Below are 17884 nucleotides of genomic sequence, written 5' to 3' on the forward strand. Positions count from 1 at the left end.
CAACAATTACATTATAAACGCATAAAATCGTTAAATATTGCAAGAAGCATCATACTTCCGAGCAGTACCATACCAATTTTGAGTCCAATAATTTGTATATTTTCAGATACAGGCTTACCCCGTATCGCCTCTATGATGTAATAAACCAAATGTCCACCATCCAACATTGGAATCGGGAGTAAATTCAAAATTCCTAAGCTCACACTCATCAGTGCCATAAACGAAATAAAAGTTTGCCACCCCATTTCAGCACTTTGACCTGCAACTTTAGCAATGGTAATTGGGCCAGATAAGTTTTCTAGGCCAATCATCCCTCGTACCATTTTTACCATAGAGTTTAGAATCATAGTAGAAAGTTGACCAGTTTTTTCTACAGCAATTACTAAAGCCTCTGCCGGATTATATTGAATTGTTTGCTTATATTCAGCAGGGATCGTCACTTTTGCCTGCTGCATTTTAATACCGAGCATGCCTTTGACTTGCCCCATATCATCACGATGCCCTTGGGGCATAACTTGTAGCTTTACTACCTGCCCTTTACGCAGTACATCAATATTCAACATTTTCTCTGGTGAATGTTGAACCAAATGAACTACATCAAAACTGTCTTTCATGGTGACGCCATCAATTGCAACGATTTGATCACCCACATGCATACCTTGACGAATGGCAGCACCATCTTGATTTAATTCACTTACGACTGCGGGTACAGGTGGTCGATAAGGTAAAAAGCCAAGCACTTCCATCGGTGATTGGCTTTGATCTTTAATAAATTCGTGAATTGGTAATGCGACATTCTTTGTTTCATCACCACGGCTAAATTGCACATTAATTTGACCTGTTTCACCAACACGATCAACCAATGCATAATTAAGTTTTTCCCAAGTTTCTGTGGTCTTACCATCAATTGCAGTAATTTTGTCGCCCACTTGGAGTTGAGTTGCGGCAGGTGTATTGTCTAATACTTTACCCACACGCGTATTGAGCTGAGTCTGTTCTGGTAAAAAGAGAATCCAAAATAACAATACAGCAAAAATCAAGTTAATCAGTGGACCAGCAGCGACGATTGCAATCCGTTTCCAAGGGGACTGTCGATTAAAAGCCAAATGACTTTCAGCCTCACTGACATTCCCTTCACGCTCATCGAGCATTTTGACATAACCACCTAAAGGTAATGCGGATAACTGGTACTGAATCCCTGATTTTTTTGATGTCCATTTTAATACTGTCGGGCCAAAACCAATTGAATATACCAAGACTTTGACACCGAGCTTACGTGCAACCCAATAGTGTCCAAATTCATGTATTGCGATAAGAGGACCTAATAAAAATATTGCTGCCGCAATAATAAAAAGGACATTCATGTTCAGCTTCCCAGTCGACGGATATATTGCGCAGCAACGTCGCGCGCAAGTTCATCAGTATGCAAAATCAAATCGATGGATTCTGCAGCAACATTTTGGACTTGATTTAAGGTGTGTTCAACTGTTTGTGCAATTTTTAAAAAACTAAGCTGTTGTTTTAAAAATGCAGCAACTGCGACTTCGTTAGCTGCATTGAGTACCGCAGGCATAATACCACCTGCTTGCATCGCTTGGCGTGCGAGTTTCAATGCAGGGAAACGCACCAGATCAGGTGCTTGAAAGTTAAGCTGAGCATGTACAAAGACATCTAAAGGTGCAACATTTGTTGCGATGCGTTCAGGCCAAGCTAACGCATGTGCAATTGGTGTACACATATCAGGGTTCCCCATTTGAGCCAATGTAGAACCATCCACATATTGAACCATTGAGTGAATAATACTCTGAGGGTGCACAACAACTGTAACAAAATGTTCTTTTATTGAAAATAAATGACAAGCCTCAATCAGCTCCAAGCCCTTATTCATCAAAGTAGCGGAGTCAACCGAAATTTTTTGGCCCATTGACCAATTTGGGTGTTTGCATGCCTGTGCAGGTGTAACTTGTTCTAATTGCTCTAAACTTGTTGTTAAAAAAGGGCCACCTGATGCGGTCAATAAAATCTGTGATACACCCAGTATCGGCTCACCCTGTTTATCCAGCTGCATATAGTTAGCAGGTAGACATTGAAAAATCGCATTATGTTCAGAATCTACAGGGAGTAGCAAAGCTTTCGATTGATGTGCAGCCTGCATCATCAATTCTCCAGACATCACCAATGCCTCTTTATTGGCTAAGAGTACACGTTTGCCTGCTTTAATTGCGGCCAAGGTCGGTAGTAAGCCTGCAGCACCAACAATTGCAGCCATAACGATATCGACATCAGGATGCGCTGCAATCTGTTCTAAACCTGTGGTATCAGTCAGAATCTCAATATTTTTCAGTTGATATTCATTAAAATATTCGCTTAACTCTGCAACTTTTTCTGCGGGGACCACCACCACTTTAGGACGGTGCTCTCGACAAATCATCGCTAATTCAGCCATACGGCTATAACCGCTGAGTGCATAGATCGAATAATGTTCTGGGTGTTTAGCCAAAACTTTGAGCGTACTTTGTCCGATAGACCCAGTCACGCCAAGAATACAAACTGCTTGTGTCATTTAAAGATCTACACCAATAAGTTTTAAAACAACTAAACCTGCTGCAAAAACAGGTGCTGCAGCAAGTAGCGAGTCGATACGGTCTAAGACCCCACCGTGTCCTGGTAAGATACGACCTGAATCTTTGATTCCCGCGCGGCGTTTAATCATAGACTCAAATAAATCACCTAACACAGAACTAAATACAGTAATGGTTGATAAGATGAAAAATAAAATATGTTGTAGCAGTGTCACTTTTAGAAAGCTAAATTGCACAGCAATAATAACGATCATCACTGTCACCACACCACCGAGCAAACCTTCAATAGATTTGTTTGGGCTGACTTTTGGTGCAAGCTTATTCTTGCCCATTTTTCGACCCACAAAGTAAGCTCCACTATCTGCTCCCCAAACTAAAAGGAACAAATACATCAGCCACCATGGTGAGCTCTGCCATACATCAAAAATTGCGGTTACCGCTGCACTGATAAGTACCACACCAATAATATTCAAACTGGCATTGTACCAGCCATCATATTCTGGATATGACTTCACCCAATTGATACTGATTAACCAAGTTAAAATTGATGCTGCCCATAGCAACAGCGCTAAATCACCTAAATACAAAGCTAAAGTTGAAAATAAAGCTGTAAATAGCCCAAATAGCATCGCCTTAGACTTACTCACATCAGTGTTTTGATGTGGCATCAATTTTGACCATTCGTAACCGGCAATGCCAGATGCAATGATCATGAGCACGTACATTGGATATTCTGAAGTCGTTGCAAACATACAACTGAGTACAACCGCAACTAATACCAATGCGGTGATTATCCGCTCTAACATTATTGTTTCTCTATTTTCTCATATTGAATTTGTTCTGAAGTCTTACCAAAACGCCGCTCTCGCCCCATAAACACATTAATAGCATGACTGAATTCAGTTGTGGTAAATTCTGGCCATAACGTCTGGGTAAAATACAGTTCAGCATAAGCCGCTTGCCATAAAAGAAAATTTGACAAACGATAGTCTCCACCAGTACGGATCAATAAATCCACTGCTGGCAAATCCCCTAAGCTCACGTAGCGTGAGAACAAATCACTGTCGATTTGCTCCGGTTGGAGTTGTTGTTCCTTCACTTCGACTGCAATTTTTTGCGCAGCTTGCGCAATATCCCACATACCGCCATAACTCACTGCAATAGTCAGCGTCATAGCCGTATTATGAGCAGTCTGTTGTTCAGCATCCTGCATTAGTGCACACAAATCTGCTGACAATCGACTTCGATCACCAATAAACCTCAAAGCAATTTGGAACTTTTCCATACGAGGAATTTGTTCACGAATCGTCTCATCCAAAAGATGCATGAGCAAATCGACTTCTTGCTGTGGACGATTCCAGTTTTCACTTGAGAAGGCAAAAACGGTAAGCGCTTTGATGTTTATTTCACGGCAGTACTCAACAATAGGATCGAGAACGTTTTTACCTTCTCTATGCCCATCACCTTTATCGAGTTGATTTTTTTTGGCAAAACGATTGTTGCCATCCATAATGATGGCAACATGTCGAGGTGCTGTTGCGTTGTCATTAGACATGCAAATTTAGACCTTCATTAATTCAGCTTCTTTGGCTGCTAAACGCTTATCAACTTCAGCAACATATTTATCTGTAATTTTCTGAACATCTTCACTCGCACGACGCTCTTCATCTTCAGAAATTTCTTTGTCTTTGAGCAATGATTTAAAATCACCCAATACATCACGGCGAATATTACGGATTGCAACTTTGGCATTTTCAGCTTCAGTACGTGCAACTTTTTGCATATCACGACGTGTTTCTTCGGTTAATGCTGGTAAAGGTACACGGATAGAATCAGCAGTAATTGGATTTAAACCCAAATCACTTTCACGAATCGCTTTATCAATCGCAGAAACCATTGTACGTTCAAACGGTTGTACGATTAGAGTACGAGAATCTTCAATACCTACGTTAGCAACTTGGTTTAACGGTACATCAGAACCATAGTAAGGAACCATGACCCCATTTAAAATTGATGGGTGTGCACGGCCTGTGCGTACTTTAGCAAAGCCCTGTTCTAAAGACTCTAAAGTCTTCTGCATACGGGATTCACTGTCTTTTTTAAGATCGTTAATCATATGATCTTCCTTACTATTTATTTAAAATTAAAAACTTAAAAGTTGCAGTATAAAGTGCTTTGAACCTTAGGTCACGAATTTGTCACCAAGGTCCCTTCTTTTTCGCCCATGACAACAGAAAGCAATGCACCAGACTTGTTCATATCAAAAACTTGTAAAGGTACGTTATGGTCACGACATAAACAAATTGCTGTCAAATCCATCACACCCAGTTTCTCATCCAAGACTTGGTCAAAGCTTAATTGATCATATTTAACTGCATCATCATATTTACTTGGATCTTTATTGTAGACACCATCAACTTTCGTTGCTTTCAAAATAAGGTTGGCTTCAATCTCAATCCCGCGTAAACATGCAGCTGTATCCGTGGTAAAGAATGGGTTACCTGTACCGGCCACAAATACACAGACTTCGCCTTGAGACAAATGACGAATTGCATCACGGCTAGAATAAGACTCAACCACTGTGCCAATCGGTAAAGCAGACATCAAACGAGTTTTGATGTTGCGACGTACCAAAGCATCACGTAAAGCTAAGCCATTCATCACTGTTGCCAACATACCCATTTGGTCACCGGTTACACGGCCAACCAAACCATCTTTTTGCAATTGGCTACCACGGTATAAGTTACCGCCGCCCACCACGATACCTACTTGCACACCTAAACCAACCATGTGTGCGATCGATAAAGACATCTGATCGAGTACCTGAGCATCAATCCCCATATCCTTATTACCAGCAAGCGCTTCACCTGATAATTTTAATAAAATTCTAGAATAACGTGGATTTTTCGAATCTGACATCTGTCTAACTCCGCAAATATGTTGATAAACGCCACTAAAACCTGTTCAGTCCTAGCTTAAGCTGATTTTATTTGGATTAATTTTGCAAATAAATCGTATTCATCTGCATCGGTAATTTCAACTTCAAGTAAATCACCTGCTTTGATGGTCGACTTATCAATATCTTCTACAAAAACATTACCATCAATTTCTGGAGCATCCGCATAAGAGCGTGCCACAGCAACTGGGAACTCTTCCTCTAAACCATCAACCAATACCGTCATCACTTGACCGATTCGTTGCTTTAATTTAGCAGCGGAAATTTCTTGCTGAACTTGCATAAAGCGTTCATAACGCTCTTGTTTAATGTCTTCTGGCACATGATCAGGTAAGTCATTTGCAGTCGCACCTTCTACAGGAGAATAGGTAAAACAGCCGACACGATCCAACTGCGCCTCACGCAACCAATCTAAGAGTATTTCGAAATCTTCTTCAGTTTCTCCAGGGAAACCCACCACAAAAGTTGAACGAATAACCAATTGTGGACATTTTTCACGCCACGTTTTGATACGCTCTAGGGTGTTTTCGCTGTGTGCTGGTCGCTTCATTAATTTTAGAATTTTTGGACTGGCGTGCTGAAAAGGAATATCCAAATACGGCAAAATTTTAGACTGTGCCATAAGATCAATGACTGCATCGACATGCGGGTACGGATAGACATAGTGCAGACGCACCCATATGCCTAACTGGCCTAAAGCCTCACACATATCAAAAAATTTAGTTTTTACTGGTTGGCCATCCCAGAAATCCAGCTTGTACTTGGTGTCTACACCATAAGCTGAAGTATCTTGAGAAATCACCAAAACTTCCTTCACACCCGCATTTTTCAATGCCTTTGCTTCACTCAATACTGAGCCAACTGGGCGCGAAACAAGATCACCACGCATACTTGGGATAATGCAGAACGTACAACGGTGATTACAACCTTCTGAAATTTTCAAATAGGCATAGTGTTTTGGTGTCAATCGAATCCCCTGTTCTGGGACTAAATCAACAAATGGGTTATGTTTAGCTGGGGCGGGTACATATTGATGTACTGCTTCCATCACATCTTGATACGCGGCTGCGCCTGTTACCTTTAAAACATTCGGATGCATTTCACGAATTTTGTCTTCGTCTTTACCGAGACATCCGGTGACAATAACGCGACCATTTTCATTCATGGCCTCGCCAATCGCGTCTAATGATTCTTGTACTGCAGATTCAATAAAACCACAGGTATTAACAACAACCAAATCCGCACCATCATAATTCGATGCGACCTCATAACCCTCAGTTTTCAATTGGGTTAAAATACGTTCAGAATCGACCAATGCCTTAGGACAACCTAAAGATACAAAACCGACTTTGGGGGATTTCATGAATCTGTGCTCCACTAGAATGCGTGGTATTGTATGATGTTTCTGCTCATAAAAACAGGTGGAATCCACACTCTTTGCAATATGCACTATTTTGTGACTATTTTTTAATGCATTGCTGTTTTAGCACCAATTTGGAACAAAAATAAATTACAGGACTGCTTACATCCGCTATATTTACTCCAATGTCTGTAAAACACATCATGTTAACTGCTTGTGCTCTCCCATTCATCCAATTTAGATTTAAGTTGGCGCACATCTTGCTACACATTGCAGACGCACAAGCTAAATTGCCCCACTTCGGTGATATTTGCGCACAACAACAGCAATATTGCGCCTTTTTAATACAGGATTATTTGGTTAATGCCTTCAAACTCAACCATTGACTATCAGCTACTTGTAGACAATTTGGTCACTGCGATCTTATTGGTTGATCACAACCTTAATATTTACTATCTCAACTCTGCTTGTGAGGCATTGTTTGACCTAAGCTCATTACGCGCCAAAGGGCAACCTGTACTCAATATTTTACATCGCTCTAATGATCACTTTAAAACGCATGAAGCCTTACTCAATACTTTAAATAAAGGACAGAGTTATACACGACGTGAAGCGATCTTGAGTGTTAACTTTAAAGATGTACATGTCGACTACTCTGTGTCGCAATTACAATCCTCGATACAGCAAGCTCCTCTGCTCTTAATTGAGCTTACTCCAATTGATCGCATGTTAAAAATTGCCAAAGAAGAGAGTTTGTCTCAACAGCACCAAGTGACACGACAACTGATCCGAGGTGTAGCCCACGAAATTAAAAACCCACTAGGCGGTATTCGCGGTGCTACGCAGCTTCTTGCTCGAAGTTTGGCCGACCCTCAATATAATGAATTTACCGATGTCATTATTAGTGAAGTTGATCGTCTCAGAAATTTAGCAGATACCATGCTTGGTTCACGCCAACTACCAAGCTATAGCGAAGTTAACTTACATGAACCGCTTGAACGTGTTCGTGCTCTTATTGTCAATCAAACAAAAAATCGAATTAAAATCACACGTGACTACGATCTCTCTCTACCCGAAATTAATGCGGATCGAGATCAGTTAATTCAGGTCATGCTCAACATTAGCGTCAATGCTGTACAAGCCATGACGGAAAATAAAGCGTTTTATCAAGATCACTCTCCTTCCTTGTGTCTTAGAACACGAATTCAACGTTTAGTCACGATAAATGGCGTATTACACAAGTCCACGATTCGTATTGATATCGAAGATAACGGACCTGGGATTCCAGAAGAATTACTCGAAGCAATTTTCTATCCACTGGTCTCAGGACGTGCCAATGGCACAGGTTTAGGACTGAGTATTGCGCAAAATATTATGCATCAACACAGTGGAATGATTGCTTGTCAATCCATACCAGGAAAAACCACATTTAGTCTTTATTTACCTTGGGAGTCCAATCATGCTGCAAAATAAAATTTGGATTATTGATGATGATCGGGCAATGCGCTGGGTCTTAGAAAAAACATTTAAAGAAGAAGGGTTTGATGTCTCAAGTTTTGAAGAGGCTCAATCCGCTTTAGAACAACTCAATCAATTTACCCCAGATGTAATTTTGACTGATATCCGTATGCCAGGCATCGATGGTCTCAGTTTTTTAAGTAAAGTCAAAAATAGTCATCCAGATTTGCCTGTGATTATTATGACTGCACATTCTGATTTAGAGTCAGCTGTGTCTAGTTATCAAACAGGGGCTTTTGAATATCTGCCTAAACCTTTTGATATCGATGAAGCTTTGGCCTTGGTAAATCGTGCCATCATGCACATCAACAAATTACAACAACAAGAGTCAGCCAAAGCCACACCAATTCAAACTACTGAGATTATTGGTGAATCCCCTGCCATGCAGGAAGTTTTTCGTGCCATTGGCCGACTTTCACAGTCCCATATTACAGTATTGATTAATGGTGAATCAGGTACAGGTAAAGAACTGGTCGCACATGCACTACATCGCCATTCACCACGCAGCAATAAACCTTTTATCGCGCTCAATATGGCAGCGATCCCCAAGGACTTAATTGAGACTGAATTATTTGGTCATGAAAAAGGGGCTTTCACAGGCGCTAATACCCAACGTCAAGGCCGTTTTGAACAAGCCAATGGCGGTACACTCTTTCTCGATGAAATAGGCGATATGCCCTTTGAAACCCAAACACGATTACTACGTGTATTGGCAGATGGTGAATTTTACCGTGTTGGTGGACATATTCCTGTGCGGGTTGATGTACGTATTGTCGCTGCAACTCATCAAGATCTTGAAAAACAAGTACAAGCAGGACGCTTCCGTGAAGACTTATTTCACCGTTTAAATGTCATTCGTATTCATATTCCTAAACTGGTCAATCGTGCTGAAGATATTCCAATGTTAGCGCAACACTTCTTGGCACGTGCAGGTAAAGAGCTAGATGTAAGTCCGAAAATCTTACGTCAAGAAACTCAAGAATATATGAAGCAACTGCCATGGCCGGGTAACGTGCGTCAGCTGGAAAACACATGTCGTTGGCTAACAGTCATGACGACTAGTCGCGAGGTTTATCCTGAAGACCTTCCAAATGAACTCAAACAAATTCCAATCCCTAAAGCAGACCAAGCCACAAGTACTGAAACAGTTTTACCTGAGCAATGGGATAAACTGCTTGAGCAATGGGCTGAGCAGAAGCTTAAAAACGGTGAGATGAAAATTCTTGAAGTTGCTATTCCTATGTTTGAACGTACGCTTATTCAAGCCGCCCTCGCACAAACGCGTGGACGCAAACGACATGCTGCTGAGCTTTTAGGTTGGGGACGTAATACATTAACCCGAAAGCTTAAAGAGTTAGGTATGGACACAGCTGATGATGAGGATGAAGAAGAACTCAAAGCTCCAACCGCTCTTTGAGCCTATCATCAAAAAAAATAGCTGCCCTAAGTGCAGCTATTTTTTTAAGAGATTACAAGCTCAATTAAACCTGCAACATACTATTAATTGTTTCAATCATATTTTTTGACTTAAATTGACTCTGCAATTGCACTAAGACCTGTTGAACTTCGCTACGCTTTGGCTCAGCCAATGTGTACCAACGTGACAATAACTGTAAAATCCTTGAACCGACGATAGGATTTTTCTCATCCAAGTACACAGAGAGTTCTACAATATTTGCTACACCAAAACTCCAAGCATTCACAGGATTAGCATTTAACCCCCCAATTACTGCACGGAAACGGTTGGGTGTACCCAAGTCATAGTCAGGATGTGATGTTAAATACGCAATCTTCTCAGCTGTCACTTGCGGGTGTGCAGCTTGTAAGCTAAACCACTGATCTAAAGATAAAGCTTCATCTTTATAACGCTGATAAAAATCCTGCAATGCTGCTTCAGCTTGCGGTGCGTTATACCAATGTAAGATACGTAAAGCACCTAAACGCTCAGTCATATTGCCTGTGCTGATATATTGTTGATGTGCCATTGTAAACACATCTGCATCGCCTTGGCGTGCCAACAAGCTCAGCATAATGTTTTTTAATGCACGCACACCCATTGCCTGAGAAAAATCAGTTTGTGCAGCAGGATCAAGTGACACATAACATGACTTCGCCCAGCCCGCCAAAGTCTGAGCCAAGGCTTGTAATAGCTGTTCACGTTTTTCACGTACCACCTCAGGTTGGTAATCATGATCAATACGACTTGCCAAGTAACTTTCACTCGGCACATCGAAAAGTCGCGATGCTAAAAGTGGATCACGCTCTACGATCGCTGGAAGTGTAGTTTTAATTGCATCAAGATAGATCTGTGCTGGATGGTCATCCAATAAAATACGCTCTAACAGGGTTTGAGTCGCTTGCCATTGGTTAAACCCATTACTTTCAAATTGCAGTAATTGTGCAAGCTCAGTATCCGAATAATCAAATTCTAAATTAACTGGTGCAGAGAAGTTACGAAGCAAAGACAACACCGGTTGTTGTTTGACACCATAAAACTCAATGGTGACCTGATCTTGATCAAATAGATAAACCGCATCTTTAACCTGATTTTCAACCAGAGCATCACAGTTTAGAGTCAATTGCTCTCCTGTTTGCGCATCGAACATCGCCAAAGCCACAGGGATCGGTAAGGCTTTTAAATCTGGATACTTCGCGTTGGCTTTTAAACTTTGTTTGAAGCTTAAGCGATAGCTTTGTGCAGCGGCATCATATTGACCCTGCACGTGTAGTTTTGGTGTACCAGGCTGGTTATACCACAATAAAAAGGCAGATAAATCTACTCCAGAACCTGCTGTAAGTGCTGCAATCCAATCCTCCACAGTGACTGCTTGTCCATCATGACGACGGAAGTACTCATCTGTTCCAAGGCGGAATTTTTCTTTACCCAACAAGGTCGCCATCATGCGGTTAATTTCCGCACCTTTTTCGTAAACCGTTGCTGTGTAGAAGTTATTAATCTCAATAAAATGATCTGGGCGTGGTGGATGTGATAAAGGACCTGCATCTTCAGGGAATTGATGTGCTTTTAACACGGCGACATCGTCAATCCGTTGGACAGCAGCAGACTGGAGATCTTCCGAGAAGGACTGATCACGAAATACCGTCAAACCTTCTTTTAAACAGAGTTGGAACCAATCACGGCATGTAATACGGTTACCCGTCCAGTTATGAAAATACTCATGCGCAATCACCGATTGCACACGCATAATCGCAGCGTCAGTGGTAAATTCTTCATCTGCCAATACACATGAAGTGTTAAAAATATTAAGGCCTTTGTTTTCCATCGCCCCCATGTTGAATTGGCTCACTGCAACGATCATATAGTTATCAAGATCGTATGGACGCCCATAATGCTCTTCATCCCAACGCATTGAGTGCTTTAATGCTTGCATAGCAATGTGGCACTTTGGAATATCTTTAGAAATCGCATAAATTTCCAAAGCAACTTCACGCCCTTCAGAAGTGGTGTATTGATCGCGCAGCACGTCCAAGTCACCAATCACACAAGCGAATAAATAGCTTGGCTTTTTAGTTGGATCTTGCCAGATTGCATAGTGACGTTGCTCACCTACATCACCCTTTTCTATTAGGTTTCCGTTGGCCAAAAGTACTGGATATTTTTTATCTGCTTCAACACGTGTTGTAAAAGTTGATAACACATCTGGGCGATCTGGATAGAACGTTATTTTTCGAAAACCTTCAGGCTCATTTTGTGTGACAAACAAATCGCCTCCAGCCTGATATAGACCTTCTAGCATGGTATTGCTTTCAGGGTGAATCAGCACTTCAATTTCGACAAGTGCTTGATCTGGAGCAGCTAAAATTACCAGTTGTTCTGTATCTAGACGATAATCAGCTTCCCCAAGCAACTGACCATTTACTCGAATACTGCGCAGCTCTAAATCACGTCCAAGTAAAATCAAATCACCAGGTGCCTGACGCTGCATCTTTAATACACTGTTGACCTGACTATGATCTGCATAGACTTGAATATCGAGTTCCACCGAATCCACAAGATAGGCTGGTTTTTGATAATCTTTTAAAAAAATTGTTTGATTTGCGTCCGTTGTTGGATTTGCTGCGATATTCATATATTGCCCTCTTTGTTGAGCCAAATAGTCTTAACTTTATATTTTGTCAATTCACTGATCATACGCGAAGTGATACGCTTTGTCGTAAGTGCAATTTCGATGTGCTGCAAATACGATGAGCCCTTGAGTTCCATACCGTTCTATATCGGGTTAATTGAGTAACTTTTCAATTTATAAATCACGTAGATGTACGTATTTTACTCATCACCACAGATACTGTGGAAAGGTATCTGTATGCTTTTATTGATATGTATGAATATTAAGCCAAATAAGCCAGTAATAAACTCCAGAGCACGACAGTTTCAGTAAGCTCGATACTCGCACCCAATAAATCCCCTGTGATTCCACCCACACGGCGTATATAGATCTGTCTCAAAACAAAAATACTGAGCAACAGCATAATAATGCTGAATAAACCAGGTAATGACCAACACCCTGCCACGGACAAACTCATAATGGTCACCAAGTACCAACTTAAACGAAATAGAGCCGAAGGTGACTTTACCGCCAATGCTTGTGCAATGCCTTGACTACGCACATAGGGTGTTGTGCTCAGTAAGATTAAAGCCGATAAACGCCCTAAGATCGGAAAGAGGATCAGTGCAGAACTGAGCCCGTGCTGCAATAAAACATATAGCGCAGACCATTTCATCAGCCCTTGTAACAGCAAACTTAATACGCCTATAGGTCCACAGTTTGGATCTTTCATAATCGCCAAGGTACGCGCCGAATCACCAAAACCACCCACCCAGGCATCGGCACTGTCGGCCAACCCATCTAAGTGTAAGCCTCCTGTTAACACCACCCACAGCACCAAAAGCAAGCTAGCCAACATTACTGTTGGCAATCCAGACAATAATAAGGAGACAGCATAAAGCAGTGCACCAATCAATGCCCCGACAATAGGATAATAAAGCAATGATTGGTGTTGTTGAGCTGCGCTTGGCATTGCACTGAGTTGAATTGGAATAATCGTTAGAAACTGTAATGCAATTAAAAAAGCCGTCACGGCGCTATTCCTTATTTAAAAATCAAGTAGCACCGCTGACTCAGCATGGCGAAAAGTGAAGTGCTGTTGCTTGAGTGTATCCACGTAAAAATGCTGTAACTGACCAAGCTCTGCCGATTGAGTCAAGATTAAATCCAAGTGCTGTTGTAAAGCCAAACACTTTAGCAACTTAATCACCCCACCATGGCTCACGATCAAAATATGCTGTAATTGCAAATGCTGCATTTGTAGCACAATTTGATTCAAAGCCTTTAACACTCTATGTTGAAATTGCTGTAGCGGCTCTGCCTGTGGCGGGGTAAATCGTGTTGGATGCTGCCAAAATTCAGCCAACTGCTCGGGATAGTGCTGATATAACCATGCTGTTGATTGCCCCTCCCAATCACCGAAATGCATTTCTTGTAGTCCAGTACAATGATGTATAGGCAAATGAAAGCGTTGAGAAAGATCCATGGCAAATTTTGCGCAGCGCTGTAAAGGCGAAGTCCAAATCGCTTGCCACGGTGCTTGTTTTACATGGATCATATTTTCATCCAGCATCTGAGCAATGCCCTGTTGCATTTGTTCCCAACCTTGCGCCGTTAAAGCATCATCTAGAGAACCTCGCAGCACACCGGACAACTCACTTTCACCATGTCTTAACACATCAATCTGCAGCATATCCGTTTAACCTTGCAATTTCTCACCAATAACTGCGGCTTCAGCAAACGTGGCCATTTCATTATGTAAGCGACATGCTAAACGAATCAAACCCAGTGCAGCACCCGCACCACTGCCTTCACCCAATCGCATATTGAGTTTTAACAATGGATTGGCATGTAAATGCTCAAGTAATAAAACATGACCACGTTCAGCAGACTGGTGTCCAAACAACATCCACTCACGCACGTTTGGATTAATTTGACATGCCAGTAAAGCTGCGGCAGTACTAATAAAACCATCGACCAAAATAGCCAAACCGAGCTGGGCACAGCGAATATAAGCACCGACCATCGCTGCAATTTCCAAGCCACCAACTGCACATAAAGCACCAATACCACGATCTGCCAAACTAGGTCGATGTCGTTCTAGCGCACGTTCAATCACTGTAACTTTATGTTGCAACTGTGCCTGATCTAAGCCCGTACCAACCCCAGTAACCACTTTGGCATCCAGATCCAGTACCAAACATGCCAATGCCGAAGCTGAACAGGTATTGCCAATCCCCATTTCACCGGCAATATAAATTGAAGCTTTTGCAGCATGAGCACTTTCAACATTATGTTTGCCAATCTCGAGTGCAGCTAAGCATTGCGCCTCTGACATTGCTTGAGTTTCTGCAAAATTAGCTGTTCCTGCACACACCTGTGCTTGAAGCACACCATCGACATGATAGGGTTCACCCACCGTACCACAGTCAATGACATCGAGATGCGCATCGTATTCACGTGAAATCACACTAATACAAGCACCACCCGTCATGAAGTTTTGCAACATTTGTCGCGTTACCACTTGAGGATATGCTGAAATATTTTCAGCCATCACCCCATGATCAGCAGCATAGATACAAATCCATGGTCGATCCAATTGAGGCCGTGGCGTGTCTTGTAATGCAGCTAAACTGATCGCGACTTGTTCTAAATCTGCTAAGGAGCCAGTGGGTTTGGTCAGTTGTTGCTGGCGCTGTTCTGCTGCCTCTCGGCTTTTTTGACTCGGCTTCGCACATGATTGCTGATACCATTGCATCGGATTTATTCTCCTTTTAAACGCATAGGCAAACCTGCAACACAAAATGTTACTGTATCTGCCAATTGAGCAATTTGTTGATGTAGACGCCCAGATTCATCAATAAATTGACGGCTTAATTGACCCATAGGCACGACACCTAGGCCTGTCTCATTGCTGACTAAAATCACATCTGAATTAAGCTGAATTAAAGTTGATAAAAGCTTTTCACACTGCATACTTTGCATATTAGGATCAGAATCAAGCAACAGATTACTCATCCATAAGGTCAGACAATCCACCAAAATGACTTGACCTTGTTGATCAATCTTAGCCAAATTATCAGCCAAATATAGCGGGGACTCAATAAGCTGCCATTCTGCTGGGCGCTGCTGTTGATGATGTACAATTCGTTGTTGCATCTCTTCATCAAGTGCTTGTGCTGTTGCGATATAAACTACAGGCTTACTGAGTTGCTCAGCAATTTTTTGTGCGTAACGGCTTTTCCCTGAACGCGCACCACCCAAGACAAATTGCAACATGATTAATCCAAATTAAGTGTATATACCGCATGAAGCGGACCTTGTAAGCTTTGCGCTTGATAATAGCCAAAATGACATTGTTTGAAGTTGAGAACAAAGGATTGCTGTTCTAATGCATTGATTCTTGCCATAACCTGCGAATAATCGTAGCTATTATTATAAATTCCCAAAGTTAAATGCGGTATATAAATCTGCTCACGAATTTCATCAGCACAGCTCCCCATTTGATCTCTTAACTGCACAAATACCTGCTCAGGGTCATGAATCTCAATCATTAAAGAAGATTGAAAGCTACGAACCTTGCCCGTATTGAGTTGGATCATGCCTAATTTTAATTGTTTGACTAATGCAGATTGCTGTAAAAATTGTGCGTGACTAAAATCATCTTTATATATGCATTGATCTTGTAAAAAACCACATACAAAGATCGTAATATGATATTGCCTTTGCATTGGCTGAATAATCAGATCAGAAAAATGTTGACTAAGCTGCTGACAATAGGCAATACAGTCCGCTTGTTCTAACTCTAAATACCAAAGTGCATATTTTTGTCGATTTAAATGCCATTCGGGATAGTCGGTTTGTGTTGTAGCAAGTGTAGTTTGCCGTTCTGTCAAAAACACCGAAGACATTTGAGATGGCCATTTGCAAGATAAATTCAGAATACTGAGTATTACACAAAAAAGAAAACAGGGCGTATTAAGCACTGTTTTCTTTTCAGTTTTTCATCTAAATCTCTTAAGTTAATGCAATAACTTTAACCACAATAGATTGTGATTCCTCAAACTCATTAAAAATTTGTTTGCGCTGTAACTCTTTCGACTTAACTTGAAAATCATGTTGCTGAAAGCGAATCACACTCGGTATACGATCAAAATAATCCGCATCACTATCGAGCTCTTCTTCAAATAAGGGAGTGCCTAACTGATAATCTTTACTCTTTAAAACAATATACTTCACTGTGGTCTTCATCGAATCCCCCTTTTTTATTACGCTTTATTTTCAGTTATAACAGGTTTTATAAGACAGTCCAGCTTTTAATATTTCAATGCACATTATTTCAACAGTTATTATTGAATGCAGCAGACAATGATATGACAAGAATGTGAAATACAAATACTTTTTTACAATATATTAACATTGGCCAAGTCTATTTAACTTAGGCCTAGGTTAGAATTGGCTTTTTTTATTGTCTGACTATAAATAATTATGTATGTGGTCATCATTTTATCCGTGTTTTTCATCAGTCTTTTCTATGCCCATTTTCGTGGCAAAGAACGGCTAAAACTCTCACGTCAATTTTTTGATCACTCGACCTTTTTAGGTCCTGTGAATATGTTCATGACAGGGTTTTCACGTTTGCCACCCGATCCTTTTTTTGATCCTAAAGAGTTTCCTGAGCTTCAAGCGCTACAGGATAATTGGCAGCTGATTCGTGATGAAGCACTCCAACTACAAGATCAGATTAAAGCAGCAGAAAGTAATAATGATGCAGGTTTTAATACTTTCTTTAAGCGTGGTTGGAAACGTTTTTACTTAAAATGGTATCAAGACACTCACCCCTCAGCTCGACAACTTTGTCCACAAACAGTTGCTTTGCTTGAAAAAATTCCTAGCGTAAAAGCGGCAATGTTTGCTGAATTGCCCTCTGGAAGCTATTTAGGCAAACATCGAGATCCTTATGCAGGCTCGATTCGTTATCATCTAGGTTTAAGCACTCCAAATCATGACGAATGCTTTATTGAAGTCGATCAACAACGTTATTCTTGGCGCGATGGCGAAGCAACACTATTTGATGAGACTTATGTGCATTGGGCACATAACAATACCGATCAAACACGTATTATTCTGTTTTGTGATATTGAACGCCCAATGAAATGGAAATGGGCACAGTCATTTAACTACTGGTTTGGTCGTAATGTGATGTCTGGAGCAAGCTCTCCTAATGATGAAAATGATAAAACAGGAGCAATCAATAAAATCTTTAAATATGGTTATGCCGTGCATGCCAAAGGTCGTGAAATCAAAGCCGAGAACAAGCGACTTTACTATATTTATAAATGGATTTTATTTGCTCTTTTAATCAGTATTATTATGATTCCGGCCATGCTTTAATCATACT

General features: G+C 41.1%; 17 protein-coding genes. 3 read left to right on the top strand and 14 right to left on the bottom strand.

The features are described from left to right. Nucleotides 1–11: 11 nt before the first annotated feature. From rseP to rimO, 7 genes are all read right to left on the bottom strand, one after another. Complete coding sequence (gene rseP / locus Aru01_RS09545; RefSeq protein ID WP_016656653.1) at nt 12–1364, bottom strand: RIP metalloprotease RseP; 1353 nt, start codon at nt 1362–1364, stop codon at nt 12–14. Nucleotides 1365–1366: 2 nt separating this feature from the next. Next, a complete protein-coding gene (gene ispC / locus Aru01_RS09550) occupies nt 1367–2563 on the bottom strand; it encodes a 1-deoxy-D-xylulose-5-phosphate reductoisomerase (RefSeq protein ID WP_016656654.1) in 1197 nt (398 codons plus the stop codon). Next, nucleotides 2564–3388, bottom strand: coding sequence for a phosphatidate cytidylyltransferase (locus tag Aru01_RS09555; protein ID WP_016656655.1), 825 nt, complete (start codon nt 3386–3388; stop codon nt 2564–2566). Beyond that, entirely contained in the window at nt 3388–4137 is a 750-nt protein-coding gene (gene uppS, locus Aru01_RS09560; RefSeq protein WP_016656656.1) for a polyprenyl diphosphate synthase, read from the bottom strand. Before uppS ends, Aru01_RS09555 begins: the two co-directional genes overlap by 1 nt. Before the next feature lie 6 nt (nt 4138–4143). Further along, on the bottom strand, nt 4144–4698 hold the full coding sequence (gene frr / locus Aru01_RS09565; RefSeq protein ID WP_016656657.1) for a ribosome recycling factor: 555 nt from the start codon (nt 4696–4698) through the stop codon (nt 4144–4146). 71 nt (nt 4699–4769) lie between these two features. Further along, nucleotides 4770–5501 (bottom strand): UMP kinase, encoded by a 732-nt coding sequence (gene pyrH, locus Aru01_RS09570; RefSeq protein WP_016656658.1) that lies wholly within the window; start codon nt 5499–5501, stop codon nt 4770–4772. A 56-nt stretch (nt 5502–5557) separates the two neighbouring features. After that, a complete protein-coding gene (rimO, locus tag Aru01_RS09575) occupies nt 5558–6901 on the bottom strand; it encodes a 30S ribosomal protein S12 methylthiotransferase RimO (protein WP_016656659.1) in 1344 nt (447 codons plus the stop codon). 360 nt (nt 6902–7261) lie between these two features. Between rimO and glnL the strand changes: the two genes are divergently transcribed. Next, on the top strand, nt 7262–8371 hold the full coding sequence (gene glnL / locus Aru01_RS09580) for a nitrogen regulation protein NR(II) (protein WP_016656660.1): 1110 nt from the start codon (nt 7262–7264) through the stop codon (nt 8369–8371). Continuing rightward, nucleotides 8358–9833 (top strand): nitrogen regulation protein NR(I), encoded by a 1476-nt coding sequence (glnG, locus tag Aru01_RS09585; RefSeq protein WP_016656661.1) that lies wholly within the window; start codon nt 8358–8360, stop codon nt 9831–9833. The genes glnL and glnG overlap by 14 nt, the downstream gene beginning before the upstream one ends. 64 nt (nt 9834–9897) lie before the next feature. On the opposite strand, the gene pepN is transcribed toward glnG, so the two are convergent. From pepN to Aru01_RS09620, 7 genes are all read right to left on the bottom strand, one after another. Beyond that, nucleotides 9898–12507 (bottom strand): aminopeptidase N, encoded by a 2610-nt coding sequence (gene pepN, locus Aru01_RS09590; protein WP_016656662.1) that lies wholly within the window; start codon nt 12505–12507, stop codon nt 9898–9900. 259 nt (nt 12508–12766) lie between these two features. After that, entirely contained in the window at nt 12767–13516 is a 750-nt protein-coding gene (locus Aru01_RS09595) for an adenosylcobinamide-GDP ribazoletransferase (RefSeq protein ID WP_016656663.1), read from the bottom strand. A 15-nt stretch (nt 13517–13531) separates the two neighbouring features. Continuing rightward, nucleotides 13532–14176 (bottom strand): histidine phosphatase family protein, encoded by a 645-nt coding sequence (locus Aru01_RS09600; RefSeq protein ID WP_016656664.1) that lies wholly within the window; start codon nt 14174–14176, stop codon nt 13532–13534. 6 nt (nt 14177–14182) lie between these two features. Further along, nucleotides 14183–15241, bottom strand: coding sequence for a nicotinate-nucleotide--dimethylbenzimidazole phosphoribosyltransferase (gene cobT, locus Aru01_RS09605; protein ID WP_016656665.1), 1059 nt, complete (start codon nt 15239–15241; stop codon nt 14183–14185). Nucleotides 15242–15246: 5 nt separating this feature from the next. Then, on the bottom strand, nt 15247–15762 hold the full coding sequence (gene cobU, locus Aru01_RS09610) for a bifunctional adenosylcobinamide kinase/adenosylcobinamide-phosphate guanylyltransferase (RefSeq protein WP_016656666.1): 516 nt from the start codon (nt 15760–15762) through the stop codon (nt 15247–15249). 2 nt (nt 15763–15764) lie between these two features. Further along, nucleotides 15765–16394, bottom strand: a complete 630-nt coding sequence (locus tag Aru01_RS09615; RefSeq protein ID WP_016656667.1) for a 2'-5' RNA ligase family protein — start codon at nt 16392–16394, stop codon at nt 15765–15767. Nucleotides 16395–16500: 106 nt separating this feature from the next. Further along, the gene (locus Aru01_RS09620; RefSeq protein ID WP_016656668.1) at nt 16501–16734 is read right to left on the bottom strand and encodes a hypothetical protein; all 234 of its coding nucleotides are present in this window, start codon (nt 16732–16734) and stop codon (nt 16501–16503) included. Between the two features lie 237 nt (nt 16735–16971). Between Aru01_RS09620 and lpxO the strand changes: the two genes are divergently transcribed. Beyond that, complete coding sequence (gene lpxO, locus Aru01_RS09625; RefSeq protein ID WP_016656669.1) at nt 16972–17877, top strand: lipid A hydroxylase LpxO; 906 nt, start codon at nt 16972–16974, stop codon at nt 17875–17877. Nucleotides 17878–17884: the final 7 nt, after the last annotated feature.

The sequence above is a fragment of the Acinetobacter rudis genome (genome assembly GCF_000829675.1).
Taxonomy (GTDB): Bacteria; Pseudomonadota; Gammaproteobacteria; order Pseudomonadales; family Moraxellaceae; genus Acinetobacter; species Acinetobacter rudis.